This is a genomic window from Agrobacterium vitis (genome assembly GCF_014926405.1).
GTDB classification, from domain to species: Bacteria; Pseudomonadota; Alphaproteobacteria; order Rhizobiales; family Rhizobiaceae; genus Allorhizobium; species Allorhizobium vitis_H.
Window position 1 is genome coordinate 700,370 of the sequence record NZ_JACXXJ020000005.1, and the last position, 23,851, is coordinate 724,220.

26 protein-coding genes are annotated in these 23,851 nt (G+C 58.4%); 10 read left to right on the forward strand and 16 right to left on the reverse strand.

Annotated elements, in window-relative coordinates; all coding sequences use genetic code 11:
* Positions 1-193: 193 nt before the first annotated feature.
* Complete coding sequence (locus tag IEI95_RS14300) at positions 194-817, forward strand: class I SAM-dependent DNA methyltransferase (protein ID WP_156534606.1); 624 nt, start codon at positions 194-196, stop codon at positions 815-817.
* 13 nt (positions 818-830) lie between these two features.
* Here the strand turns inward: IEI95_RS14300 and IEI95_RS14305 are convergent, their stop codons facing one another.
* From IEI95_RS14305 to lgt, 5 genes are all read right to left on the reverse strand, one after another.
* Positions 831-1,763: a hypothetical protein gene (locus IEI95_RS14305; RefSeq protein WP_194416595.1), complete on the reverse strand. Its 933-nt coding sequence runs from the start codon at positions 1,761-1,763 to the stop codon at positions 831-833.
* 140 nt (positions 1,764-1,903) lie between these two features.
* The gene (locus IEI95_RS14310) at positions 1,904-3,058 is read right to left on the reverse strand and encodes a M24 family metallopeptidase (RefSeq protein ID WP_156534604.1); all 1,155 of its coding nucleotides are present in this window, start codon (positions 3,056-3,058) and stop codon (positions 1,904-1,906) included.
* Entirely contained in the window at positions 3,055-3,885 is an 831-nt protein-coding gene (pgeF, locus tag IEI95_RS14315) for a peptidoglycan editing factor PgeF (protein WP_156534602.1), read from the reverse strand. Before pgeF ends, IEI95_RS14310 begins: the two co-directional genes overlap by 4 nt.
* 161 nt (positions 3,886-4,046) lie before the next feature.
* Positions 4,047-5,159, reverse strand: a complete 1,113-nt coding sequence (locus IEI95_RS14320) for a class I SAM-dependent methyltransferase (protein WP_156534719.1) — start codon at positions 5,157-5,159, stop codon at positions 4,047-4,049.
* A 17-nt stretch (positions 5,160-5,176) separates the two neighbouring features.
* Entirely contained in the window at positions 5,177-6,040 is an 864-nt protein-coding gene (lgt, locus tag IEI95_RS14325) for a prolipoprotein diacylglyceryl transferase (protein WP_156534601.1), read from the reverse strand.
* 331 nt (positions 6,041-6,371) lie between these two features.
* On the opposite strand from lgt, the gene IEI95_RS14330 reads away from it, so the two are divergent.
* The 4 genes from IEI95_RS14330 (at position 6,372) to IEI95_RS14345 (ending at position 8,812) form a co-directional block, all read left to right on the forward strand.
* Entirely contained in the window at positions 6,372-6,647 is a 276-nt protein-coding gene (locus IEI95_RS14330; protein WP_071204546.1) for an accessory factor UbiK family protein, read from the forward strand.
* Positions 6,648-7,131: 484 nt separating this feature from the next.
* On the forward strand, positions 7,132-7,632 hold the full coding sequence (locus IEI95_RS14335) for a type III secretion system chaperone family protein (protein ID WP_060719829.1): 501 nt from the start codon (positions 7,132-7,134) through the stop codon (positions 7,630-7,632).
* Between the two features lie 2 nt (positions 7,633-7,634).
* Complete coding sequence (gene proC, locus IEI95_RS14340; RefSeq protein WP_156534599.1) at positions 7,635-8,456, forward strand: pyrroline-5-carboxylate reductase; 822 nt, start codon at positions 7,635-7,637, stop codon at positions 8,454-8,456.
* On the forward strand, positions 8,453-8,812 hold the full coding sequence (locus IEI95_RS14345) for a tRNA-binding protein (RefSeq protein WP_156536973.1): 360 nt from the start codon (positions 8,453-8,455) through the stop codon (positions 8,810-8,812). Before proC ends, IEI95_RS14345 begins: the two co-directional genes overlap by 4 nt.
* A 38-nt stretch (positions 8,813-8,850) precedes the next feature.
* On the opposite strand, the gene IEI95_RS14350 is transcribed toward IEI95_RS14345, so the two are convergent.
* The 3 genes from IEI95_RS14350 to IEI95_RS14360 form a co-directional block, all read right to left on the reverse strand.
* Positions 8,851-10,230: a sensor histidine kinase gene (locus tag IEI95_RS14350; protein ID WP_156534597.1), complete on the reverse strand. Its 1,380-nt coding sequence runs from the start codon at positions 10,228-10,230 to the stop codon at positions 8,851-8,853.
* Between the two features lie 128 nt (positions 10,231-10,358).
* Positions 10,359-11,057: a response regulator gene (locus IEI95_RS14355; protein WP_156534596.1), complete on the reverse strand. Its 699-nt coding sequence runs from the start codon at positions 11,055-11,057 to the stop codon at positions 10,359-10,361.
* 5 nt (positions 11,058-11,062) lie between these two features.
* On the reverse strand, positions 11,063-11,527 hold the full coding sequence (locus IEI95_RS14360) for a MarR family winged helix-turn-helix transcriptional regulator (protein ID WP_156534716.1): 465 nt from the start codon (positions 11,525-11,527) through the stop codon (positions 11,063-11,065).
* Between the two features lie 372 nt (positions 11,528-11,899).
* Here IEI95_RS14360 and IEI95_RS14365 point away from each other — a divergent pair, with 372 nt between their 5' ends.
* Both IEI95_RS14365 and IEI95_RS14370 read left to right on the forward strand, forming a co-directional pair.
* A complete protein-coding gene (locus IEI95_RS14365) occupies positions 11,900-12,097 on the forward strand; it encodes a hypothetical protein (RefSeq protein ID WP_041696906.1) in 198 nt (65 codons plus the stop codon).
* 146 nt (positions 12,098-12,243) lie between these two features.
* Complete coding sequence (locus IEI95_RS14370) at positions 12,244-12,891, forward strand: MBL fold metallo-hydrolase (protein ID WP_156536972.1); 648 nt, start codon at positions 12,244-12,246, stop codon at positions 12,889-12,891.
* A gap of 78 nt (positions 12,892-12,969) precedes the next feature.
* Here the strand turns inward: IEI95_RS14370 and IEI95_RS14375 are convergent, their stop codons facing one another.
* From IEI95_RS14375 to IEI95_RS14385, 3 genes are all read right to left on the reverse strand, one after another.
* Positions 12,970-13,185 carry a cold-shock protein gene (locus IEI95_RS14375; protein WP_015916682.1) on the reverse strand — a complete coding sequence of 72 codons (216 nt, stop codon included), beginning with the start codon at positions 13,183-13,185 and terminating at the stop codon, positions 12,970-12,972.
* A 459-nt stretch (positions 13,186-13,644) separates the two neighbouring features.
* Positions 13,645-14,535, reverse strand: coding sequence for a DMT family transporter (locus IEI95_RS14380; RefSeq protein ID WP_194416596.1), 891 nt, complete (start codon positions 14,533-14,535; stop codon positions 13,645-13,647).
* 167 nt (positions 14,536-14,702) lie between these two features.
* Entirely contained in the window at positions 14,703-15,125 is a 423-nt protein-coding gene (locus IEI95_RS14385; RefSeq protein WP_156534594.1) for a hypothetical protein, read from the reverse strand.
* A 329-nt stretch (positions 15,126-15,454) separates the two neighbouring features.
* Between IEI95_RS14385 and IEI95_RS14390 the strand changes: the two genes are divergently transcribed.
* On the forward strand, positions 15,455-16,657 hold the full coding sequence (locus IEI95_RS14390) for a pyridoxal phosphate-dependent aminotransferase (protein WP_156534593.1): 1,203 nt from the start codon (positions 15,455-15,457) through the stop codon (positions 16,655-16,657).
* 82 nt (positions 16,658-16,739) lie between these two features.
* On the opposite strand, the gene IEI95_RS14395 is transcribed toward IEI95_RS14390, so the two are convergent.
* Complete coding sequence (locus IEI95_RS14395; protein WP_234891077.1) at positions 16,740-17,966, reverse strand: OpgC family protein; 1,227 nt, start codon at positions 17,964-17,966, stop codon at positions 16,740-16,742.
* A gap of 171 nt (positions 17,967-18,137) precedes the next feature.
* Positions 18,138-19,286, reverse strand: a complete 1,149-nt coding sequence (locus IEI95_RS14400) for a calcium:cation antiporter (RefSeq protein WP_420481801.1) — start codon at positions 19,284-19,286, stop codon at positions 18,138-18,140.
* A gap of 377 nt (positions 19,287-19,663) precedes the next feature.
* On the opposite strand from IEI95_RS14400, the gene IEI95_RS14405 reads away from it, so the two are divergent.
* Complete coding sequence (locus tag IEI95_RS14405; RefSeq protein WP_071585385.1) at positions 19,664-19,927, forward strand: DUF2188 domain-containing protein; 264 nt, start codon at positions 19,664-19,666, stop codon at positions 19,925-19,927.
* Positions 19,928-20,025: 98 nt separating this feature from the next.
* Here IEI95_RS14405 and IEI95_RS14410 read toward each other — a convergent pair whose 3' ends face one another.
* Positions 20,026-20,928: a LysR family transcriptional regulator gene (locus tag IEI95_RS14410; RefSeq protein ID WP_156534591.1), complete on the reverse strand. Its 903-nt coding sequence runs from the start codon at positions 20,926-20,928 to the stop codon at positions 20,026-20,028.
* A gap of 98 nt (positions 20,929-21,026) precedes the next feature.
* Here IEI95_RS14410 and IEI95_RS14415 point away from each other — a divergent pair, with 98 nt between their 5' ends.
* Positions 21,027-22,088 carry an SDR family NAD(P)-dependent oxidoreductase gene (locus IEI95_RS14415; protein ID WP_156534589.1) on the forward strand — a complete coding sequence of 354 codons (1,062 nt, stop codon included), beginning with the start codon at positions 21,027-21,029 and terminating at the stop codon, positions 22,086-22,088.
* Positions 22,089-22,138: 50 nt separating this feature from the next.
* Here the strand turns inward: IEI95_RS14415 and IEI95_RS14420 are convergent, their stop codons facing one another.
* Positions 22,139-23,254, reverse strand: a complete 1,116-nt coding sequence (locus IEI95_RS14420) for an alkene reductase (protein WP_156534587.1) — start codon at positions 23,252-23,254, stop codon at positions 22,139-22,141.
* Between the two features lie 45 nt (positions 23,255-23,299).
* Positions 23,300-23,635, reverse strand: coding sequence for an ArsR/SmtB family transcription factor (locus IEI95_RS14425; protein WP_156534585.1), 336 nt, complete (start codon positions 23,633-23,635; stop codon positions 23,300-23,302).
* Positions 23,636-23,851 lie beyond the last annotated feature (216 nt).

Below are 23,851 nucleotides of genomic sequence, written 5' to 3' on the forward strand. Positions count from 1 at the left end.
CCTGAATGCAAGTGGTTTGCGACAGTTCTCACGGAAATTCGTAAACGAAGCGATTTTCCCGCAGGTGGTGTTCCGAATCCATCTAGGTTCTGTGCGAAAAACAGCGGATTTAATGAACAGGGCGACTATGCGCCAAAAGCGGATGTCGATATCGTCTGGGTATCTGATGAGAGTTGGCCGGTGAAAAAGTAGGATGCCCTCAAGTATTGCCGATAGCGTCATCGACCTTTATCAGGAAAACGCCGTTGCCTGGACAAAACGGCGTGGACGAGACTTAGTCGAGCGTTCTTGGCTTGATATCTTCCTATCCACTATGACGCGGGACGGATCGGACGTCATCGACATCGGTTGTGGATCAGGTGAACCAATAGCGCGCTATCTGATTGATAACGGCTGCCGTGTCACCGGCGTGGATGGTGCTGCTGCGTTGATCGAAGTCGCGAAGACGAATTTCTTTGATCATCTATGGATTACTGCTGACATGCGTAACCTGCCCTCGCTAGGCAAGTTTCACGGTCTTATTGCCTGGCACAGTCTATTTCACCTGAAACCAGAAGATCAGCGTCCAATGTTCGCTACGTTCAGTCATCTCGCTCTTCCGGGTGCCGTTATGCTATTTACCAGTGGTACAACATATGGCGACGCGATTGGCACCTTTGAAGGCAAGCCTTTGTATCACGGGAGTTTGGATCGCGCCGAGTATGAAGAGTTGTTGCACACTAACGGCTTCGAAGTTGTACAGTATGTCGGGAACGATCCTTCATGCGGCGGTGCGACGATCTGGCTAGCACGAAAACGCCCCACCAAACGACCTTGATCGTTTTCCACCGTCACCCGGTATTTTTCGCACGCCAGTCAACATACTCCTCAAGCGTCTTGTTGGCGATGATCTGCATGACGGAGGCGGGGACGGCGGCCCAGGGGTCTTGGGCTTTGCCCGGCACGGTCTGCTGGCCCTGGATGCGGTGCAGGCGGTTGCCGCTGGCGTCGAGAACGTCCCAGACATAGACGACGGTGATCTTGCCGCCCTCGCCGTAGGCGGAGAAATAGCCTTTGAGGATATGGCGAGCCTGTTCGCCGCTTGAACTGCGCATCATCAGGCCTTTGGCGCGGGCCTCTGCCCCCAATTGACGCGAGAGCGGGGTCACTGCTTCGACCGGCGCGCCGATGATCGGCAGGAAGCGGATCGAGTCTGGTCCGGCATCGCCAGCCGGAGCAAGCGAGGCTTGCTGCGAGGGGGCGGGCGAGGCAGGAGCGGCGGCCTCCTCATCGGTTTGCGGCGCGAGAGCGGCCTGTTCTTCAGGCTCCGGTTGGCTGACCGATGATCCAGCATCGGCCTGCTCATGCATCCGGTTCTGTTGCCGCTCGGGCTGCTGCCAGCTTTGCTGGCGGCGGGGTTGGCCGTCCAGTGGTTCGGAGGCAACCGGATTATAGCCGTTTTGGAGAGCTTGCGCCTGGGCTTCAAGCGAATTTTGTGGCTGGGCCTGCTGTTGCGGATAGGGGGAGTAGGCCTGTTCCGGTGCTTGCTCACGCATCTGGCGATGCGGGCGGCGGGGAACATCCTCATTCTGGCGCATGGCCGTCTGCATGTCTTCACCGGTCAGCGGCTTGCTGATCGAGCCGCTGGTGCCGACATCAAGGGGGGGCGTCAGCGTGTCGGAGACGCTGCAACCGGCCAAACCGGCACTGGCCAAGCCAGCGCTGGCCAGACCACCAAGGGCCAGAACGAGCGCGGAGCCGATGCTGGAAGCGGGACGTCTCATTGGCTGCCTCCTTAACGGCTGCGTTCGTATGAGAATCCCGCGATTATCTTCCTAAAACGTTAAATTTTGCTTCAAACGCGACCTACATGTCGCCTTTTATCGCCAAAAATGCATCTTTGATACCAAGGTATCGAAGATGCTTACGCCTTGACGATCAGGTCCAGCGGATGGCGCGACAGCGCACGGGGTGCGCCTTCGGTGGTGAGATAGGTATGGCCGAGCGTCATCGCAGTCTCGCGTTCGGAATCCATGATGATCATGTGGATGAATAGTGACATGTTGGGCAGGATTTGCTGCGGATTGCCGATGTGGAACATCTGGTGTTCCATCCAGGACGGGGAGAAGCGGGCCCCCAGCGAATAGCCGCAGGCATTCAGCCGGTGGCGGGTCAGACCGCGTTCGTCCAGCACTCTTGCATGGGTCTCGAACACGTCCCCGAAGGTATGGCCGGGCCGCAGCACGGTTTCGATTTCCTGGATCGCCTCGCGGCAGGCGGCGTAAAGTTCACGGTGGCGGGGCGAGGGTTCGCCGACCAACACGGTGCGCATCATGGCGACATGGTAATGGGCAGAAGCGCCAGCCCATTCCAGCGTCAGCTGGTCATTGGCCGACAGTGTCCGGCGGCCCGCCTTGTAGCGGCACAGCAGCGCATCCTGGCCGGAACCGATAATGAATTCATTGGCCGGATAATCGCCGCCGCCAGCAAAAACAGCGCCCTGCATGGCCGCGAGAATGGCGGCTTCGTCTCCCCCGGCTGAAATCAGCGGCAGGGCTGCATCCAGCGCGTCATCGGCCAGACTGGCGGCCTTTTCGACATAGGCAATCTCTTCCGCGCTCTTGATCAGCCGCAATTCGCTGACCAGCATCGAGGCGTCGATCAATTCACCGAAGCTGAGCAATTGATTGTCCAGCAGCCGTGCGACCCGTCCGGTCATGCCATGGGTGTCGTATTCGATGCCAAGACGGCAGCCGAGCAGGTCGAGATCGTTGAGCAGATCCTTCAGGTCGCTGGTCGGATCGGCATTGGTACGGTCAACCCAGATCAGGATATTGTCGATGGTCGAGGTCTGGCGGGCCTGACGCAGATCCGCCGAGCGGGTCAGAAGCGTCATCGAGCCATCGGCCTTCACCACCAGCGTCTGAAAGAAGCAATAGCCGAACGTGTCATAGCCGGTGAGCCAATACATGCTTTCCTGGGCAAACAGCAGCATGGCATCCAGCTTCTGTTCGCGCATCCTGTCGGTCAGGCGTTCCAGCCGGGCGGTGTATTCGGCGTTTGAAAAATGCAAAGTCATGCGCGAGGCCCCTGAAGCATGATGGCGGAGATCTGGCGGCCGTAGTCCGGCTCGCTGGCGTGGGTGGTGCGGCGATAGGAGAAGAACTGATCCGGGTCGCCATAGGTGCAGAGGCCGAGCATGTCGGCGGCAATCCCGGCATCCGTCAGCCGCTTCACGGTCAGTCCCGGCAGGTCGAACATCGCGTGGCCGGGTTTGGTCGAAGGCGTGAAGAAGTGCTGATAGGCCGGATCATGGGCCAAAAACCGCTCGACGAATTCCGGGCCGACCTCATAAGCTTTGGCGCTGATCGATGGGCCAAGCGTGGCGACGATGCTGGCACGGTGAGCGCCAAGCGCGATCATTGCCTCGATGGTGTTTTCCAGTACGCCGGTCAGGGCGCCCTTCCATCCGGCATGGGCAGCCCCGATGATCCGGTTAACCGGATCGGCAAACAGGATCGGTCCGCAATCGGCGGCAAGCGCGCCAAGAATGAGACCGGGTTGGTTTGTGACCATGGCATCCACCTGTGGCCGATTCGAACCGAAAGGCGCGGTCACCGTCACCACATCGGGGGAATGGACTTGATGAACGGTAACAAGATCCGCTTCGGTGCCGCCAAACCAGCCAGCGACGCGGGCGCGGTTTTCATGCACATGCGCCGGATTGTCATTTGATCCGAGCCCGATATTCAGCCCGGCGTAAATGCCGGTGGAGACGCCGCCATGCCGGGTGAAAAAGCCGTGAACGATTCCGTCCGATCCGCAGGGAGCCAGAAGGGTACTCTGCAAGGGGGATGGTTTGGTTTCGGGTTGAAGGTGGGCCACATCGTGTGTCGAGGACGGCATCGGTGTCCCTTTCGCATGTCTTAATCCGAATCAATCGGCATTATGTCCAGGATTTTGCCCGCAGCGTGGTCAGATCCGGCGATTTGGCCGGATGTGACCATCACTGCGGTAATCTGTCAATCCAGGGTCAAAGCTCGGCCAGGGTCAAAGCTCGGCGTGAGCTAAAGATCCGCCTGGGGCAGGGGCCGGAACGGGGCGAGAGACAGGGTGGGGCTGGAGAGGGCAAGCACCTTGAACAATTCGCCCATCCGCCCGACCCCGGCACCGGCCAGACGGTTGACGGCCTCGGCCAGTTCAAGCTGGGTGACCTCGTCCTTGCCGCGTCCAAGAATTCCGGCTCGTTCCTTGATGCCAAGGCCGAGCAGGAAATCGCCCTGGCGCAGGCAACCGCTGGGCGTGACCCCGGCGGCAAGGGCGGTGCGGGCCAGATCCTCGAAATCGACATGGCTGGTCAGGTCGGCAATGCCGGGATTGGCCAGCGGCGGATCGTAATCATGGGCGCGCAAGGCTTGCAGCGTATCGCCGAAACCGGTGGAGATATGGCCGTAATCGATGATCAGTGCCGCCCCGCCTTCGGCCTTCAGCCGCTCGCACATGGCCGCCATCACGGCGCGGCGGGCAGGTGAAAACTCAAACACCGTACCGTCAGGCTGGGCGCTGGCGCCCGGCGGCAGAAGAGCCGGATCGAGTGTCGCAACCCCGGTCGAGAAGATCAGCTCGTCGTCTAAGCCGAGGCTGACCATGCGTTCGCGGTAATGCGGGCCGAGCTTGACGAACTGGCGGATGGGAATGGCGTCGAACAGCTCATTGGCCACCACCAGCACGAAGCCTTCCGGCACATCGCCAAAGCTGTCATGCCAGTCAATCTTTTCGATATGCGGTTCCAGGCTGTTGCGCTGGATCTGGCGCAGCCGGTCGCTGGTTTCCACCAGATGCACAGTGGAATCCCGGTAGAGATCAGGGGCAAGCCGGGCGATCACCCGCAGCATGTCGCTCATCATCGTGCCGCGTCCGGGGCCAACCTCGGCCAGCCGCACGGGGGCGGGCAGGCCATGGCGCTGCCAAGCATGGACAATGAAAACCCCGATCATCTCACCGAAGATCTGGCTGATTTCCGGCCCGGTGATAAAATCGCCCGAGGTGCCGAACGGCTCACGGGTCTTGTAATAGCCGAATTCCGGATCGGCGAGGCAGAGAGCAAAGTAATCCGTGACGCTCAACGGACCGTTCAACCGGATGAGCGCCTTGATCTTATCACCAAGCGTGGTGGTCATGGTCAGCGTTTCCCGATTCATCCCTTTAGTCCTGACGGCTCTTGGCTGCGCCCGGCACGTCTTGCCCGCCAGACGGCCCACAGCCCCAGCGCCAGCATCGGCAGAGAGAGTACCATGCCCATGGTTAACCAGCCACCTACCAGATAGCCGAGCTGCTCATCTGGTTCCCGGAAAAATTCGACAAAAATACGCGCCAACGCATAGCCGCAGATAAACACGCCGCTGATGACGCCAGAGGTTTTCAGCGCGTGGAACTGGCGGGCAAGCACTTGCAGCAGCACAAACAGCACAAGGCCTTCCAGTGCTGCTTCATAAAGCTGGCTCGGATGGCGAGTGAAGGGACCGCCGGTCGGGAACTGCATGGCCCAGGCGACATCGCTGATCCGGCCCCACAATTCGCCATTGATGAAATTGGCGATCCGCCCGAAGAAAAGACCGATGGGGGCGACACAGGCCACAAGGTCGAACAGCATCCATACGGGCAGACCGTTGCGGCGGGCAAAGACGATCATTGCCAGCGTAGCCCCGGTCAGGCCGCCATGGAAGGACATGCCGCCGCGCCAGATTTCCAGTGCCACGACAGGATTGTCCAGCACCGGTTGCAGGTCATAGAACAGGATATAGCCGATCCGCCCGCCCAGCACTATGCCGATCGCCGCCCAGACCAGAAAGTCATCCAGATGCTTTTCGGTGATCGGAGTGGCATTGCCGGGCCAGAGCGACAGATTGGCGATCATCCGGCGCGCCAGCCACCAACCGATGAGAATGCCCGTAACATAGGCCAGCCCATACCAGCGAATGGCAACGGGGCCGATGCTGAGGGCAATCGGGTCGATCTGCGGATAGGGCAGAATGGCGAAAAGGCTGGCTACTGTGTTCAAGGATATGCTTTCATTCGATTTCTCCGAAAAATGGCGGGCAGGCTTGCGCTGGTCAAGGTGAATCTGCCTGATGGATGTGATCCGCTCTGATTAAGGTGAAAATTGCACCGAGAGCTTAAAAAAAGACATGAGATCCGGAATGATCTGTGCAAAGGGCGGTCAGGTGCTTTTGAGCGATGTTTGGCACGTCCTGCCCTGTGTTGAGGCGGTGAATGCAAAGACCGATCATCCCCAGGGCGTTTTCTCTTGCATAGCCTGCCCCGAATCCCTACCTCCAGAGAATGCCGCGCCCCAGTCGGGCGCCTTGTGGTGGAGCGTAAGGAACACGATCATGAGCACCGGAACAAGCCGTATCATGGATGAATTCGCCAAGTTGATGACCGATGCCGCTGGCGCCGCCCAGGGTGTGCGCAAGGAAGCGGAAACCGCCTTGCATGCCCAGGCCGAGCGCTGGCTGAACAGCCTGGACGTGGTGCGCCGCGAGGAATTCGACGTGGTGCGCGAAATGGCCTTGAAGGCATTGGAAGAAAACGAAGCCCTCAAGGCCCGCATCGAAGCGCTGGAAGCGCAAGCCAGTGCGACTGCGATCCCTGATTCGACTCACTGATCACATATACGGAACAATCAGGCTTCGGCCTGTTTGCCCGTAGATAGACTTGCAAATCATCAATCACGCTATCCAGCGGTTGTGCTCGCGCGCAGCCGTTTTTTATGTGCGCTATGGGGGCATCGAAGCGTTAACCGGGCATTGTGGTTAATGATTGCTTACGTTTTTTTTCCACATGTGGATTGTTCCAAAAAAGGCAATTCCATGAGTCAGTTAAGCCTGTGCATCGGGGTGTTGATACACGCGCTGTCCACAGTGACGCTCGTGAAATCGGCGGGGAGGGGCTGGTTTGGGGCAGTGCCCGCTATACACTGATTTTAAATGATGATTCGAAACGAACCCGACCAGTTTCGGGCAGGGTGCCGCAAGCATTCTGGGGCTATCGGGTGTCATTCGAAGCGTATTTCCGGTCAGTGCGTTGTGGTTTGTCGATGGTGTCAGCGTGTCGTCATCACAAGGGCATTCCCGGTTTAGAAGGTGCGGCATGAGCCTAATGGAATTTCAATTTGAACGTCAGTCCAACCCGGTCGATACGATCGAGTATGTGGCCTCCAATAATGACTGGTCTTTCGAGCGGTCCGGCGAAGATGAAATCGCCATGACCGTGGATGGCCGCTGGGCTGCCTATCACGTCTCCTTCTCCTGGATGGAGGAATGCGAGGCGCTGCATCTGGCCTGCGCCTTCGATATCAGGGTGCCGGAACCCAGGGTCAACGAGATCATCCGGCTTCTGTCGCATATCAATGGTCAGGTGCTGATGGGCCATTTCGATCTGTGGCGCCAGGAAGACGTGGTGATCTTCCGCCAGTCGCTGCTGTTGGCCGGTGGTGCCGAGCCGACCAACCAGCAGGTTGAAGTGCTGTTGTCCAGCGCAGTCGAGGCCTGCGAGACCTATTTTCAGGCGTTCCAGTTCGTCGTCTGGTCGGGGCTCGATGCCAAGTCAGCCATGGATGCGGTGCTGTTCACCACGGTTGGCGAGGCCTGATCATGGGAAGTGCGCAGACCTCGGGTCCGATCGTTCTTGTCGGCGCCGGCAATATGGGCGGCGCCATGCTGTCCGGCTGGCTGAAGAACGGCGTCGATCCGTCGACGGTGATCGTCATCGATCCCGGCGCGAGTGATGCCGCCAAGGAGCGGTTTACCCAGGCTGGCGTGCGTCATCTCACGCAGGCACCGGACGATATCGTGGCTGGTCTGCTGTTTCTGGCCGTCAAGCCGCAGGTGATGGAGGCGGTACTTGCGCCGCTCAAGCCGCTGGTGGGTGCCGATACGGTTGTGGTGTCCGTGGCTGCCGGAAAGACCCTGTCTTTCATGGAAACCCATTTGGGGGTTGCGGCCATGGTCCGCGCCATGCCCAATACGCCTGCGATGGTTGGGCGCGGTGTGACCGGCGCTTATGCCAATAGCGAGGTCAGTGAAGATCAGCGGGCTCGGGTGACGGCGCTTTTGGCCGTTTCCGGTCCAGTGGAGTGGGTTGCTAGCGAAAGCGATATCGACGCGGTCACCGCCGTTTCGGGCAGCGGTCCGGCCTATGTGTTTTATCTCGTCGAGTGCATGGCTGAGGCAGGCCGTAAAGCCGGTCTGCCAGCGGACCTCGCCATGCGTCTTGCGCGGGAAACCGTCGCGGGGGCTGGTGAAATGTTGCACCAGTCCCCGGACGATGCCGCCACGCTGCGCAAGAATGTTACCTCGCCGGGCGGCACCACCGCCGCAGCCCTTGCAGTGTTGATGGCTGACCAGGGCATGCAGCCATTATTCGACACGGCGATAGCCGCCGCGAAACGCCGGGCCGAGGAGCTTGCCTCTTGAGCGGGACGGAAAAATCCTCCGACGAGATCACTTATGGCGATTTCGAAAAAGTCGATATCCGGGTCGGGACGATCATTGAGGCAGAGCCTTTTCCTGAGGCCCGCAAGCCAGCCTACAAGCTGCGGATTGATTTCGGGCCTGAGATCGGCATCAAGCGATCATCGGCGCAGATCACCGTACATTATACGCTGGAAAGCCTTGTTGGCCGCCAAGTGCTTGGCGTGGTCAATTTTCCGCCGCGCCAGATCGGGCCTGTGCGGTCCGAGGTTCTCACCCTCGGTTTTGAGGATGAGGCCGGAGCCATCGTGCTGGCTTCGGTGGAGCGCGGCGTGCCGAATGGGCGCAAAATGATGTAGTGTGCCGCGCTTGGGCGTTCCGTAACCGGCCTACGGTGTTAAACTGGAATACGGATCGTGGCGCGCAGGCCCCCCAGTGGGCTGTCGCCAAGCGTGACATTGCCGCCATGGCTGCGGGCGATGTCGCGGGCAATGGCAAGGCCAAGTCCGGTGCCTGACGCATCCTGGTTGCGGGCCTCGTCGAGCCGGAAAAACGGCTTGAACACATCGTCGCGGGATTGGGCGGGAATGCCGGGACCATCATCATCGAAGACGATGGTCAGCCATTTGGCCCCGTGGCGGGCTTCGACATGCATGGTATTGGCATAGCGGCGGCCATTGGCGGCAAGATTGCCCACCAGCCGCCAGAAGGCATTCGGACGCACCCGAATCTGCTCGTCCCCCTCAATCACATAGCTGAAGGTCTTGCCGTGCAGCCGGTAATCGGCGCTGATTTTCTCCAGCATGTCCTTCAGGCTGAAGGGGCCGAAATTCTCCTCGGCCTCACCCTTGGCAAAGGCCATATAGCCTTCCAGCATCGTTTGCATGGCCTCGACATCTTCATTCAACGGTTCAAGATCGGGATTGTCGCCTGCTAACGCCAATTGCAACTTGAACCGTGTGAGGATGGTGCGCAGGTCGTGACTGACGCCGGTCAGCATGGCGGTGCGCTGTTCCATCTGCCGCTCGATGCGCTCACGCATCAGAATGAAGGCGAGGCCTGCCCGGCGGATTTCATCGGCGCCACGCGGACTGAACTCTTTGGCGGGCTTCTGCCCCTTGCCAAAGCTTTCGGCGGCCTCGGCCAGCGACAGGATCGGGCGGATCTGGCCGCGCAGGAACAGTGTGGCGATAACGATCAGCACCAGCGACGTGCCGAACATCCACAACAGGAAGATATGGGTATTGGAGGCATAGGCCTGGTTGCGCCGGGCGAAAATCCGCAGCACCTCGCCATTCAACTGGATACGGATTTCGATCAGCGGCGAATCGCCAACGGTATCGATCCAGAAGGGCCGCTTGATCTGGTTGCGCAATTCATCGCTGAGCAATTGATCGAGAATCGAAAAGAATGGCTTGGGGCGAGGGGCGGGCAATTCGCCGTTCTTTTCCAGCGAGGCGACCAGACCCAGCTTGGAATTGGCAATTTTCAGCGTGTTGGCTGCGTCCTGGGGATAGGTTTCAAGCAAGACGATCACCGTGGCAATGTCACGGGTGACGGCGGCGGACAGGCGTTGCGTCACCATCTGCCAGTGGCGCTCCATGAACACGAACAGCAAGACGGTCTGGAGGATCAGCATCGGCAGGATGATGATCAGCAGGGCACGGGCAAACAGGCCGGTCGGAAACTGGCGGCGCAGCCAGCGGCTGAACCAGCGCAGGTCGATCCACGAAATGCGCCGGTATTTCAATCGGCTGAAGGCTTGCCTGAACGTCATGGTCGTTTCCGTTATGGTTGACCGCTGCTGGTCGGATGCAGCCTTTAGAGCATCAGAACGATGCTCTAAATTTTTGTTTGCGCATCGGATTCATCCGAAAACCGGTTCCCACTTTTCGGTCCGATGCTCTAATCCCGGCTGAGGCGATAACCGATGCCGCGCACGGTTTGCAGCCAGACCGGATTGGCCGGGTCGTCTTCGATCTTGCGGCGCAGCCGGTTGATCTGCACGTCGATGGTGCGTTCACCGACATCGGTATCCTCGCCCACCAGCTCGTGGCGCGGAATGGTATCACCGGCCCGGTTGGCAAACAGCAGCATGATATCCTGTTCGCGGTCGGTCAGATGAATGACCTCTGGCCCCTTTTTCAGCTCCTTGCGCAGGATGGAGAATGTATAGGGGCCGAACATTACCTGTTCGATTTTCGGCGTATCGGCGCCGGTGTTGCGCCGCAGGATATTGTTGATGCGCAGCACCAGTTCGCGCGGGTCGAAGGGCTTGGCCAGATAGTCGTCGGCGCCTGCCTCCAGCCCGGCGATACGCGAATCGGCTTCTGTGCGGGCCGTCAGAAGAATGATCGGCGCATTGATCTCGCCGCTCAGCGATTTTGTCAGCGACAAGCCGTTTTCGCCGGGCATCATCACATCAACGATCAGCAGGTCATAGGCCAAGCCCGCCAGCTTGCGGCGGGCTTCCTGCGCTTCAGCAGCGACAGTGACGCGAAAGCCCTGCTCGGTCAGGTAGCGATGCAAGAGATCGCGGATGCGTGTATCGTCATCGACAACAAGCAGGTGCGGGGCATCGTCGGTCAGGTCAATACGCTTCATACTGCTCAAGGCTCCTGATCTAGCGGGGTTGCCGCGCCATTCTCACTGCGCATGGCAGCCAGAAAAGTGCGAACGGCCTGTCTCTGTTCGCCTGAAAACCCTTCGAAGGCACGGGCAATCCGGCGCGATTGCGGGTCCGACAGAGCCAGCGCCAGTTCGCGTCCGGCCAGTGTCGGGTAGAGGCGGCGTTGGCGCCGGTCGGCGGGGCCGGTCATTTGTCGAATATAGCCCTCGTCGATCAATTCCTTCAGAACCCGGGCGAGGCTTTGCTTGGTGATGCGAAGCAACCCCAGAAGGTCGGCCACTGTCATGCCCGGCTGGCGGTTGACGAAATGCACCGCCCGGTGATGGGCGCGGCCATAGCCCAGCTTGGCCAAAATCTCGTCCGGATCGGAAATGAAATCACGATAGGCGAAGAAGAATGCCTCGATCGTTTCGAAATCGATGCTTTTATCGTCGATATGCGGCATGTCCGGCAGCTGTTTTTTCGCCGTTCTTACCGATGACGTTTTCTGCACGTGTTTCAATTCCTTTTTCTACCGGTCATGGCACCGCGGCGGTGCTTCGGCGTGGTCCATGCACTTGAAATTCGGTGCAAAACTATGACGAGTGCGATCAAAACGCTATTAAAAAAGCCGGTTTTCCAAAGATGCCGTCAAAAGAGGCTTTTCTGCCTGAGAAATATTTTCAAGGCCATGCAACCAAAGCTCCGCTCAAGGCTTTATGAGGACAATAGATGGGGAACGGGGTGGCGATTGTCGATGGAGACAGTCGCGATCCCTTCAAGGCGATGAGGATGCTTTGGCATTTTCATGCACTGGTAGAACAAGAGGCTGACTGCAATGTCATCAAATCTCGCGTCGGAGACCGTACCGGAATTCTCGTCCGACATTCCTGTCGCACAGGCCGTCGAAAACACCCTGAAGCCGGTGATGATCCTGGTTTTCACCTTAAAAATCGCCGTGGCAGCGCTTCTGGTCGGCAATGTAATGATGCCGAACCTTCATTCGGCCGAAGCCGAAATGGTCGCCGTACCCTGACCATCTTCGATGGTATGAGACGCTGCTTGATGCGAGATTACTATAAGCTTTTCCGCGAGACCGCTGTCCACTTTTCAGTTTGATGCTGTATATGACGTATCAAGGCCGCCATTGGTTCGCGGCACGCCGATCGTCAGAGGTTAAGTATGGGACAGCTTCAGGCCGGGATTATTCCCGTTACGCCATTTCAGCAGAATTGCACGGTTTTCTTCGATAGCGAGACAAAGGAAGGTGTGGTGGTCGATCCGGGCGGCGATGTCGAGGAGATCCTGCGCATGGTGCGGGAAAACGGCATTACCCTGAAGGAGATCTGGCTGACCCACGGCCATCTCGATCATGCCGGCGGCGCAGAAGACCTCAAGGACGCGCTCGGCATCCAGATTATCGGCCCGCATCGCGACGACAAGGTGCTGCTGGATGCGCTGGAGGGGCAGAGCGCCCGCTTCAATCTTCCCATCAAGCTGCGCAATGTGACGCCCGACCGCTTTCTGGAAGAGGGCGACGTCGTTGGCTTTTCCGGTCATGAATTTGAGGTGCTGCATTGCCCCGGCCATGCACCTGGTCATGTGGTGTTTTTCAATCGCGTCCAGAATTTCGCCCATCTGGGCGATGTGCTGTTCAACGGTTCCATTGGCCGCACAGATCTGCCGGGCGGCAATCATCAGCAATTGCTGGCTTCGATCCGAGACAAGGTCTTGCCATTGGGGGACGATGTCGGCTTCATTTGCGGTCACGGCCCCGGCAGTCGGATCGGCGACGAGCGCCGCAGCAATCCGTTTCTGAAAGGCCTTTGAAAAGGTCTTTGAAGGGTAGAAAAAACCCGGCAAAACTTGCCGGGCCGCTGGGCGAAATGAAATGTGTGAACGAGGGTCTCAGCCTGCGATTTGCAGATTGACGGCCTTTGGTCCCTTGCCGCGGCGGTCCGGTTCCGTATCGAAGCTTACTTTTTGATTTTCACTCAGCCCGTTCAGACCGGAAGCCTGAACGGCGGAGATGTGGACGAAAATATCCGCACCGCCATTGTCCGGCTTGATAAAGCCGAAGCCTTTGTCGTTGTTGAAGAATTTTACAATGCCAGTTTCGGCCATGCGTCAGGTCCTTTTGTCTCTGTCCGGGATCGGCGGACAGCATTGCTCAATCCCGCCCAGGGTCGAGGCAGGGGTCTAGGCGAGCAAGTTTAAATTGTGAGGAAAGGTCCCTGTTACCGCAGCCACAAGCTGTGAACGACGCCAGTCGTATCCCCTTATGGATGCCCGGAACTTCTGCGTCTCCGGTGCCAGTCGAAATTTAGATCTTTCCGCGCCTTTAAATTGCCCGAACCCTTCAAGAGTGCTTGGTTTGTGGGAAATTGGCAAGCAAAAGTTTTTTTACCAATCTATGATCTGGCATGGTTCAAGCCGGAGCAATTCGTGCCTTTCCGGGCCAAATCTGTGCTGATTTCGCCGAAAATTGCGGAAACTGCATCGTGGACGATGTAATTCATCCTCAATATGCCGGTTGCAGCGGTAAAGTTTTTCAAAGTTGTAAAATAAGGCGTGACTTAAAATTTATTGCCTGACAGCGCGCTGTTTGCCCCATTCAGGTACGATTTCCACTGCCAGCATGGCGAGAAACATCAGGGCACAGCCGAGATAGCCGATTGGCGCCAGGGATTCATGCAGGATGACAGCGCCCAGGAGCGCACCAAACAGCGCCTCCGACGACATGAAAATCGCCGCCTGAGACGAGGATGTGTAGCGCTGGCCAATGATTTGCAGGCTGAAGGCCAATCCGCTCGACAACAGGCCGCCATAAAGGATCTGCGTCATCGAATTCTCGATATCGGCAAAGCTGATCGGCTCCAGGCTGAGGGCGGCGAGCGTGCAGAGCAGGGCGGTGACGGCAAACTGGATGGCGGCAAGCGCCAAGGGCCGCGACAGGGTCTGGATAATCCGGCCTGTCAGCAGGATTTGCACCGCGAAAAACCCGGCGCACAGGATGGTCAGGCCGTCGCCGGTACTCAGTGCTGACAGGCTGCCGCCGCTGAGCAGAAGGATGCCGAGCAGGGCGGCCAAAGCCGCTGGCCAGATGATCCAATGGGGCCGGTGCCGAAGAAACACCACCGCCATGACTGGCACGATCACTACATAGAGGCCGGTGAGGAAGCTGGCATTGGTGACGGTGGTGGTTTTCAGGCCAAATTGCTGGGCGGTCTGGGCGGCAAACAGCAGGACGCCGATAATGACGAACATCCTCACGTCACCCACCGACAATCTGTCGCGGCTACGTCGGCTTTCGAGCACGGCAAAAGGCAGCAGAACGAGTGTTGCAATGCCAAATCGCAGGGCGTTGAACCAGTTGGCGCCCAGATGATCCATGGCGGTGGATTGCGCCACGAACCCACCGCCCCAGATGGCGGCAGCCAGAAGTAGAAGGAGATTGGCCTGAATACGGGTCACTGAAACATCCTGATCCTGCCCTGCGGCTGGTATTTTGGCTACGCAGGCAATGCGGTGCCTCTATCAGGCGTCATCAATGGCCGCAAGAACAGCGATGGCTGTTTTGGACCATCCCAGGGTTGTTTTCAGGTGTTTCAAAAAATACGAAACTTCCCTGCGGAAACGATCTACAGATCCTGATTGTTTTTTGGCGGTGCCCGGTTAAGCCAGACGACCAGCAGACCGAACAGGCTGAGCAGGGCAAGAACGCGGCGGTCGGCCAATACCGAGAGATAGCCCGGGACATGCACGGAGGAAACGGTGCCAGCCACGGCTCGGTCGACGCCGTTGTTGCGGGCAAGTGTATTGCTCAGCAGATCTTTCTGGGTGATCGGCAGGGCAATGCTGCCGGTTTCCATCGTATCGACGGATGGTTGGCCGGGCGTCGTGCTTGCCGCCACTGAAGGGGCCGATTGCCCGCTTGCCGGGGCTGCCGAAACCCATGCGGTCGGCAGGGTCAAAGCCGCCAGCGCAATCCAGGCCGCGAACATGGTTTTCCGGCTAAAATCCCAGGGTTTCGAGGGGGTATTTTCCGTCCTGTTCCGTCTCATCTCGCCGCTTCCTTCTGCCCAACCGCAGGATGATAAAAGCCGGTCGAAATCGTCGGCAAAGGGACCGAATTGCGGCACTGCACTGCAAAAATTGAGGCGATATTGTGGCGCGTTAACATTTGGCCATTCCGACCGGTTAACGGAGCTTTCTGTCGTCCTGGCCAGCATCCTTGGTGGTGGTTTTTGTGCGGTCCTGTCACGGTGACAAGAAAAGCATCGGCACTGGCCGTTTCCGCTTGATCCGGGCAGGCAGAATTGTCATACAGCTGTAACCTGAAGCCTTGGGCAAACCAAGGTTTGCAATCGATCAACAGCTTCAGGATAATTTCATGGCTTTTCTTGCCGACGCCCTTTCCCGTGTTAAGCCTTCCGCCACCATTGCCGTGTCGCAGAAAGCTCGTGAACTGAAAGCGAAAGGCCGTGACGTGATCGGCCTTGGCGCGGGCGAACCGGACTTCGATACGCCCGACAACATCAAGCAGGCCGCCATCGACGCCATCCATCGCGGCGAGACCAAGTACACGCCGATCTCGGGCATTCCGGAACTGCGCAAAGCGATTGCCGACAAATACAAGCGCGAGAACAATCTGGACTACAAGCCGGAGCAGACGATTGTCGGCACCGGTGGCAAGCAGATCCTGTTCAATGCCTTCATGGCGACGCTGAACGCCGGCGATGAAGTGATCATTCCGACGCCTTACTGGGTCTCCTATCCGGAAATGGTGGCGCTGTGCGGCGGCATGCCTGTCTTCGTTCCCACCACGCAGGAGAATAACTTCAAGCTGACGGCTGAAGATCTCGAAAAGGCGATCACGCCGAAGACCAAGTGGTTCCTGTTCAACTCGCCGTCCAACCCGTCGGGTGCTGCCTATACCGAGGCCGAGCTGAAGGCACTGACCGATGTGCTGTTGCGCCACGAGCAGGTCTGGGTCCTGACCGACGACATGTACGAGCACCTGGTCTATGGTGACTTCAAATTCACCACGCCAGCGGAAGTGGAGCCCAAGCTCTATGACCGCACGCTGACCATGAACGGCGTGTCCAAGGCCTATGCGATGACCGGCTGGCGGATCGGCTATGCCGCAGGCCCGCTGCCGTTGATCAAGGCGATGGACATGATCCAGGGTCAGCAGACGTCGGGCGCTTGCTCTATCGCTCAGTGGGCGGCTGTGGAAGCGTTGAACGGCACCCAGGACTTCATTCCGGAAAACAAGAAGATCTTCGAAGGTCGCCGTGATCTGGTGGTCTCGATGCTCAACCAGGCCAAGGGTATCGTATGCCCGTCGCCGGAAGGGGCTTTCTATGTCTATCCGTCCTGCGCAGGCCTGATGGGAAAGACCGCGCCGTCGGGCAAGGTTCTGGAAACCGATGAGGATTTCGTCACCGAACTGCTGGAAACCGAAGGCGTAGCCGTGGTGCATGGCAGCGCCTTTGGTCTTGGTCCGAATTTCCGCATTTCCTATGCGACCTCGGAAGCCCTGCTGGAAGAAGCCTGCAAGCGCATTCAGCGCTTCTGCGCCGCCTGCAAATAATCATTGTTGCAAGACATAAAAGGAAAGGGCGGGATGGTGATGCCATCCCGCCCTTTTTCTATTGATCTATCTGCAGCACCGGTCAGGCGTTCTGCATCTGCTTTCCTGCCGGGGCGGGAGCCGGAACCGGTTTTGGTTGCGGGGCCGGGGCAAAATGGATGTCGCGTTCGCGGTAAAGCGCTGGCAGAGCCAGAAGCGACACGCAGAACACGGCAATCGCGGTTTTCGACAGTTCCGAGAACGGTCCGATCCGGCCATCGATATAGCGCACCGCAAACACCACCAGAACATGCCAGAGATACACATGCAGGGAGTGACGGCCCAGCAATTGCAAGAAGCTGAGGCTGAAGACACTGTTGACCACGCTTGCGGTCTTGCGGACGATAGCGCTGTCATATTTCGGACCAGCAATCAGCAACCAGGCAACCAGACTGGCCATGGCGGCGAAATTCAGCAGATAGACCGGGCCGAAATCGGCGCGCACTTCCATCGTGCCGAACTTTTGCAGCACGACATCCGGCATCAGCCCGTGGGCGGTCATGATCCTGAGCGGCAGGAAGAAGATGAGGATGGCGAGGGCCGTCTTGGGGATCAGTGTCTTTTCCGGGCTGAACACCTTGCTCCAGTTGATATTGCCCGTCGCCGTCAGGCTTCCGGCAATCAGGCCACCGAAAAATACGATCTGCCAGCCCAGCAGGTTGAAGCTGGCGCGAATACCTTCCTTTTCGGCAGCACCCAGCCAGGCATCGAGCGGGTAGGTGATCAGGCGGTGCAGACCAAGCTGGCCTGCCATCCAGACGACCAATGAGCCGATAGCGACGCTGGCCCAGCGACCGGTAATGCAGAGCCAGATCAAGACCGGCGCAAACACCATGTAGATGATATATTGCGGCAGGATATCCATATAGGTCGGCTGGAACAGGAATGTGGCGATTGAGGCGAGGCGCAGTGGATCGCTGAGCGACACTTCGCCCAGCCAGTCGTGCCAGATCCCTACGGCACCCGGCAGCACGAATCGGGCCACGAGGACCAGCAGAATAATGCCCATGGCATAGCGATAAAGCTCCAGCGCTCGCGCCCAGATCCGCTCGCGTCCCGCTTCATAGCCGCTTTTCAGCATCTTGCGGCCATAGACCATGCCGACCAGCAGTCCGGACATGAACACAAAGCCCTGCGCATCCTCGACAAAGGTCAGGTTGCGGTGATTGACCTCTACCAGCAGATAGCCGCCCGTGAAGATCAGGTGGTTCAACATCATGAATACAAGGAAATATCCCCGCATTCCGTCTAGGACATCTAATCTTTTCAAGGTCCCGGCTCCCGGTTTGCGTCCTGCCCAGCAGGTCGGTTTTTGCCCTTCATCGTGGTGACAATGCGGCGGACCGGGTAACGACCCGATCACATAACCGCAACGAGTGTTTGCAAGAAAGGTTCCGGCATCAAAATCTTGTGACTGGATTTTGACCGGAAACCGCTGCCATCAAAGGCCCAGAGCAGACAGCATGATGAAGGTGGCAAACAGGATGAAATGGGTCATGCCCTCGATGGCATTGGTCTCGCCATCGTTGAGGTTGATGGCCGCCGCAACAAGGGTGATCAGCACCATCACCGTCTGCACCGGGGTCATCGCCATGATGAAGGGCTGGCCGGTGTAAAGGGCAATGGCCTCCATGACCGGCACTGTCAGGATAACGGTCGACAGCGATGCCCCCATGGCGATGTTGACGGTGGCCTGCATACGGTTGCGCAAAGCCGCCTTCAGGGCGGTCATAATTTCGGGGGCAGCCGAAATGGTGGCAACGACGATGGCCATGATTGTCGGCGGCGCGCCGGTATCGCGCAGACCCTCGGTCATCAGGGCGGACATGAATTCAGCGAGAATGCCGATCAGCACCACGCCAAACAGGATGACGGCGATGGAGGATGCAATGCTGCCTTCTTCCTCGTCATGGGCTTCGCTCTCATGCGGGGCCTGCTGTGGTTCTGCGGCGTTTGTGGTGGTGTCGATGCCAGAGGATGGGACCTTCGCGGTTTTGGGCGCGGCGCGCCCTGTATAGCTGTAGCTGAAGAAATAACTGTGCTGCCCGACCTGCATGCGCAAGAACAGCCCATAAAGCGCCAGCATGGCAAAGATGGTGAAGGTTGAATAATAGGTCCATTTATCGACGGGGATGAATTCGGGCACGATCATCGAGATGCCCATGGCCGTCAGGATCATCACACCATAGGTCTTGCCGCTATCGTCATTATAGGGCTGTTCGCCGTGTTTTAGCCCGCCCAGCAGGGCGGCAAGGCCTAGAATGCCGTTGATATCCAGCATCACAGCCGAATAGATCGTGTCGCGCACCAGGGTAGGAGAGCTTTCGCCCTGCATCATGATGGCAAGGATCAGCACTTCCACGGCCACGGCTGACAGGGTGAGGATCATTGTGCCATAGGGATCGCCAACCCGGCGAGCCAGGATTTCCGCGTGATGCGCGACCCGGATCGAGGCCACCAATATGCCGCCAATCAACACTGCCGCAGCGATGAGGCTGATGGTTGGCCCGGCCTCAATCAGGGAATGTTCGAGGAAGAACACGGCGATCGCCAAGGCGATGGGGATCAGCAGGGACTTTTCCCGGAGCAAAACTGTCACGTCTCTTCATCCTTTGAAACCGCAGGCGCGGCATTATTTGTCATTCAAGCAGGGTAGTCGGGCAAGCAAGAGCCATTCAGGGGCTGAGTATGGATTTCTGTATAGCGATATAGCGATTCGCCATTGCGGTGCGTCCATTCTCTTTCGCACCTGCAACGTGCTGAGGCAATTTGCAGTTCCGTCCTCAAGATGCGATAGTTACACCAACGGCATTGAAAATGGCCGTTGGTGTTCCTCTTTCGAATATCTCAAGCCGTTGACGCATTTGAGATATTCGAAACGCCTTCAAGGTGAGGATGCGGTAGCATCTTCGAGCCTTGGTATCAGATGACAGGGAGCTCATTCATTGCACAGGGAGAAGATACATCATGGTCAAGGTTACCTATGAAATCGTTCCGCATGATGAAGGCTGGGCCTATCGGCTGAATGGTGCCTATTCCGAACGCTTCGATACGCATGACCAGGCATTGGAAGCGGCGCGGATCGTCATGCAGGAAATCGCCCAGGCCGATGAGCCGGTGCGGATCGTCTATCAGGATGAGAGCGGCAAGTGGCGGGCGGAAATGAGCAATGGCGATGATCGGCCCGAGGTGGAAATCCTTGACCACTACGACCAATCCCGCACCGCCTGAACGACCGGCATCGCCTGAACGGCCCGCACTGGCTTAACAGGTTACGCAATCCAGGTTGGCTCGCGGACCAGGACTGCATTGCGCGTTCGCGGTCAATGTCATTCGCGCAGATAGGCCAATAATCCCTCGACCACGGCGTCGAACACCGTCCGGCAGCGGCGGCTTAGTTTCAGGTCCTCATGCATGACCACGAATGTGTCGAGCGCGATATTGAGGGCTCCGGGCAGGACTTCGATGAGATCCGCATGGCGGCGGGCGAGGCCGGGCTGACACATGCCGATCCCCAATCCGGCGCGGATGGCTGCAAATTGTGCCAGGTTGCTGTCACTGCGAAACTGAAAATGCAGGGCATGCAGATCCGGGCGGGTTTTCAGCAGGTCCCTGATATAGGCCAATTGCCGGTCGAAACCGATGAGGCGATGATCCGCAAGCTGCGCCAGACTTGATGGCGTACCATGACGCTCGAGATAGCGCCGATGGGCATAAAAGCCGATGCCAATCGCCCCGATATGGCGGCTAATCAGGGCGAGTTGGGTTGGCGCTACCATACGCACGGCAATATCCACTTCCCGGTGGAGCAGATCCTCCATCTGGTCGGTGGCCGATAGCTCGATTTCCAGCCCGGGAAACTGCTCCTGCAAACGGGTGAACATTGGGGGAAGCACTTCCACGGCGATCATTTCGCTGGCGCTGATCCGCACCGGTCCGCGCAATTCTCCTGCCTCTCCCTGCTCCCCGGCTGCGATGCGCGCCAGCGATGTGCTGGTGGCGGCCATCAGGGCAGCGTGGCCCCGCATGGCAAGGGCGGTTTCCGTTGGCAGCAAGCCGCGCTGGCTGCGCAGGAACAAGGGCGTGCCAAAAGCCTGCTCCAGCATCTCGATATGGCGACCGACTGTCGGTTGGGTCAGGCCGAGCTGACGCGCTGCGGCAGACAGTGAACCCTCCGTGATTACGGCGAGAAGACTGCGATAGAGATCCCAACTCAGTTGATCTGCGTTCATGCATTTTTGTATAGCATGGATAAGAAAATATACAATTTCGAATACATCAGTCATGAGGGATGATCGGCAATCGAAACAGCACACGCCTGGAGATTGCTATGACAGAGATCGACAATATCATTGGTTCTGTTCCGCAGCCCGGCCCGATTGCTCTCGTGCTTGGTGCAACGGGAGGTGTCGGGGGTGCCGTCGCACGGGCGCTGGCCGGTCGGGGATACCATGTGCGGGCTTTGCACCGCGATGCGGCCCGAATGGTGGCAAAACATAAGGAAGGGCAGTCAGCACTGGAATGGGTGCAGGGCGATGCGATGAATCGCGACGATGTCATCCACGCGGCCAAAGACGCCTCAGTTATCCTGCATGGCGTCAATCCGCCCGGCTATCGCAACTGGGGGACACTGGTGCTACCGATGATCGACAACACTATTGCCGCCGCCCGTGCCAGCGGTGCCTGTATCCTGATGCCGGGTACGATCTATAACTACGGCCCGGATGCCTTCCCACTGCTCAGCGAGGCGAGCCCGCAACATCCGCGGACGGTCAAGGGCGAGATCCGGGTAGAGTTGGAGCGGCGGCTGGAACAGGCGGCAGGCGAGGGGGTGCGGGTCATTGTTGTCCGGGCTGGTGATTTCTTCGGGCCTGAGGCGGGAAACAACTGGTTTGCTCAAGGGCTGATTACCCCCGGCAAGCCCGTGACCCGGGTTAACCTGCCGGGCAGGCCGGGCGTCAGCCATAGCTGGGCCTATCTGCCTGATGTCGCGGAAACCTTTATCCGGCTACTGGAACGCGTGCCTGATATGCCAGCCTTCGCCCGTTTTCACATGCAGGGCCATGTCGATACGGACGGATATGCAATGGCACTGGCGATCCGGCGAGCAAGCGGCAGCGATTCTGTCCGGTTCAAGCGCTTTGCCTGGTGGATGGTGCCGCTGTTGTCACCCATCCTGCCTGTGTTCAGGGAATTGCTGGAAATGCGCTACCTGTGGCGCGAACCCATTGCGCTGGATAACCGACGTCTTGTCGAGGTGCTTGGCGAAGAACCTAGGACGAAGCTGGACGTGGCGGTTGCCACGACCTTGAAGAGCCTGAAGTGCTTGCAAACCTCTGCGGTTCACCCTGACGGAAGCCGTTCGATGGCATCTGAAACCGCGCCGCAATAATGCAAAAAGACCCCGCCGGATGGCGGCGGGGTCTATATTAAGGTCTACGATCAGTCGTCGAGTGTCGGATAGTCGATATAGCCCTTTTCTCCGCCGCCGTAGAATGTGCTCTGGTCGGCTTCGTTCAATGGTGCGTCTTCCTTCAGGCGGCGCACCAGATCCGGGTTGGCGATGAAGGGCTTGCCAAAGGCGACCATGTCGACCTTGCCGGATGCAATGTCATCCATGGCCATCTGCCGGTCATAGCCGTTATTGCCGATCCAGACAGCCTTGCCGCCCGCATTGCTGTAGGCGCCTTTGAAGGCATCCCAGTCGAAGGGCTTGTCGCCCTGGCTGAAATCACGCGGGCCGCCGGTCGCACCCTCGATCACGTGAATATACGCTAGATCGAAGGCCGCCAGCTTTTCCACCAGCGTGGTATAGACCGACTGCGGATCGGGATCTGAAACGTCATTGGCGGGCGTGACCGGCGATAGGCGGATGCCGGTGCGGCCGCTGCCGATTTCACGGGTCACGGCCTGGACGACCTCAATCGTCAGGCGGATACGGTTTTCAATCGAGCCACCATAGGCATCGCTGCGCTGATTGCTGCTCAGCCGCATGAACTGTTCCAGCAGATAACCGTTGGCGGCATGGATTTCGACGCCGTCAAAACCGGCATCAATGGCGGCGCGCGCCGCCTTGCGGTAATCCTCGATCAGGCCGGGGATTTCCGAGAGTTCCAGGGCGCGGGGCTCGGAAGTGTCGACAAACGCACCGCTGCCATCCGGATTGATCACATAGGTCTTGCCCTTGGCGGTGATCGCCGAAGGTGCAACCGGCTTGCCGCCATTTGGCTGAAGCGACGTATGGGAAATGCGCCCGACATGCCAGAGCTGGGTGACGATCTTGCCTCCCGCCTCATGCACCGCCTTGGTGACGGCCTTCCAGCCTTCAAGGGCTTCAGGCGTATAGAGGCCCGGAACATCGGCATAACCCTGGCCCTGATGAGAAATAGCCGTGGCTTCGGTGATCAGCAGACCGGCGGTAGCGCGCTGCTGGTAATAGGTGGCGGTGATTGGCTTTGGAACGGCATTAGGGGAGCGGTTGCGCGTCAGCGGCGCCATGGCGATGCGGTTTGCAACAGCGATATCGCCGACTTGCAAGGGGTCAAAAAGAGTGGCCATTGAAATGTCCTTCTTGGGGTCATGATGAGAGTGTGATGGGGGAGGTCAGAGTTCCAACGACAGCCGGGATAGAAAAGCCGCAATGGCTGCCTCGTCCCGCTTGTAGAAAATCCATTGTCCGACCTTGTGTGAGGTGATCAGTCCGGCCTTGTGAAGGCTCGCGAGATGGGCCGATACGGTGGATTGCGACAGGCCGCAGCGCTCGAACTGCCCCGCGCAAATGCCCATTTCCAGCGGATGAGCCTGATCGCTGAAATGCTTTTCCGGTTCGCGCAGCCATTGCAAGATCTCACGCCGAACAGGATGCGACAGCGCTTTCAGCGCGTCATCCATGTCCGGCTTGCCAAGGTCTTCCAGCGTGTCAGAGTTCGTATCGTCCATGAACGATATATGGATCGTAAAAATCCGATATCAAGAGAGGTGACCTCTGTTTTTGGAGCGGCCAAAAAAAAGCACCCGCGAACGGATGCTTCAAGTGTGAAGGTCGTCAAACCTCCAGAGGGGAACAGCTACAAAAAACTACCAATGATAGTTTCTTCGCAACTATACAATTATATAGATTAATCCTTAGAACTTTCAAGGGTGCGTGCAAAAGTT

Excerpts from the sequence above, each read along its gene's own strand:
- IEI95_RS14300 (WP_156534606.1), top strand. The coding sequence starts at position 194 with ATGCCCTCAAGTATTGCCGATAGCGTCATCGACCTTTATCAGGAAAAC.
- IEI95_RS14305 (WP_194416595.1), bottom strand. The coding sequence starts at position 1,763 with ATGAGACGTCCCGCTTCCAGCATCGGCTCCGCGCTCGTTCTGGCCCTT.
- IEI95_RS14310 (WP_156534604.1), bottom strand. The coding sequence starts at position 3,058 with ATGACTTTGCATTTTTCAAACGCCGAATACACCGCCCGGCTGGAACGC.
- pgeF (WP_156534602.1), bottom strand. The coding sequence starts at position 3,885 with ATGCCGTCCTCGACACACGATGTGGCCCACCTTCAACCCGAAACCAAA.
- IEI95_RS14320 (WP_156534719.1), bottom strand. The coding sequence starts at position 5,159 with ATGACCACCACGCTTGGTGATAAGATCAAGGCGCTCATCCGGTTGAAC.
- IEI95_RS14330 (WP_071204546.1), top strand. The coding sequence starts at position 6,372 with ATGAGCACCGGAACAAGCCGTATCATGGATGAATTCGCCAAGTTGATG.
- IEI95_RS14335 (WP_060719829.1), top strand. The coding sequence starts at position 7,132 with ATGAGCCTAATGGAATTTCAATTTGAACGTCAGTCCAACCCGGTCGAT.
- proC (WP_156534599.1), top strand. The coding sequence starts at position 7,635 with ATGGGAAGTGCGCAGACCTCGGGTCCGATCGTTCTTGTCGGCGCCGGC.
- IEI95_RS14350 (WP_156534597.1), bottom strand. The coding sequence starts at position 10,230 with ATGACGTTCAGGCAAGCCTTCAGCCGATTGAAATACCGGCGCATTTCG.
- IEI95_RS14355 (WP_156534596.1), bottom strand. The coding sequence starts at position 11,057 with ATGAAGCGTATTGACCTGACCGACGATGCCCCGCACCTGCTTGTTGTC.
- IEI95_RS14360 (WP_156534716.1), bottom strand. The coding sequence starts at position 11,527 with ATGCCGCATATCGACGATAAAAGCATCGATTTCGAAACGATCGAGGCA.
- IEI95_RS14365 (WP_041696906.1), top strand. The coding sequence starts at position 11,900 with ATGTCATCAAATCTCGCGTCGGAGACCGTACCGGAATTCTCGTCCGAC.
- IEI95_RS14370 (WP_156536972.1), top strand. The coding sequence starts at position 12,244 with ATGGGACAGCTTCAGGCCGGGATTATTCCCGTTACGCCATTTCAGCAG.
- IEI95_RS14375 (WP_015916682.1), bottom strand. The coding sequence starts at position 13,185 with ATGGCCGAAACTGGCATTGTAAAATTCTTCAACAACGACAAAGGCTTC.
- IEI95_RS14385 (WP_156534594.1), bottom strand. The coding sequence starts at position 15,125 with ATGAGACGGAACAGGACGGAAAATACCCCCTCGAAACCCTGGGATTTT.
- IEI95_RS14390 (WP_156534593.1), top strand. The coding sequence starts at position 15,455 with ATGGCTTTTCTTGCCGACGCCCTTTCCCGTGTTAAGCCTTCCGCCACC.
- IEI95_RS14405 (WP_071585385.1), top strand. The coding sequence starts at position 19,664 with ATGGTCAAGGTTACCTATGAAATCGTTCCGCATGATGAAGGCTGGGCC.
- IEI95_RS14410 (WP_156534591.1), bottom strand. The coding sequence starts at position 20,928 with ATGAACGCAGATCAACTGAGTTGGGATCTCTATCGCAGTCTTCTCGCC.
- IEI95_RS14415 (WP_156534589.1), top strand. The coding sequence starts at position 21,027 with ATGACAGAGATCGACAATATCATTGGTTCTGTTCCGCAGCCCGGCCCG.
- IEI95_RS14420 (WP_156534587.1), bottom strand. The coding sequence starts at position 23,254 with ATGGCCACTCTTTTTGACCCCTTGCAAGTCGGCGATATCGCTGTTGCA.
- IEI95_RS14425 (WP_156534585.1), bottom strand. The coding sequence starts at position 23,635 with ATGGACGATACGAACTCTGACACGCTGGAAGACCTTGGCAAGCCGGAC.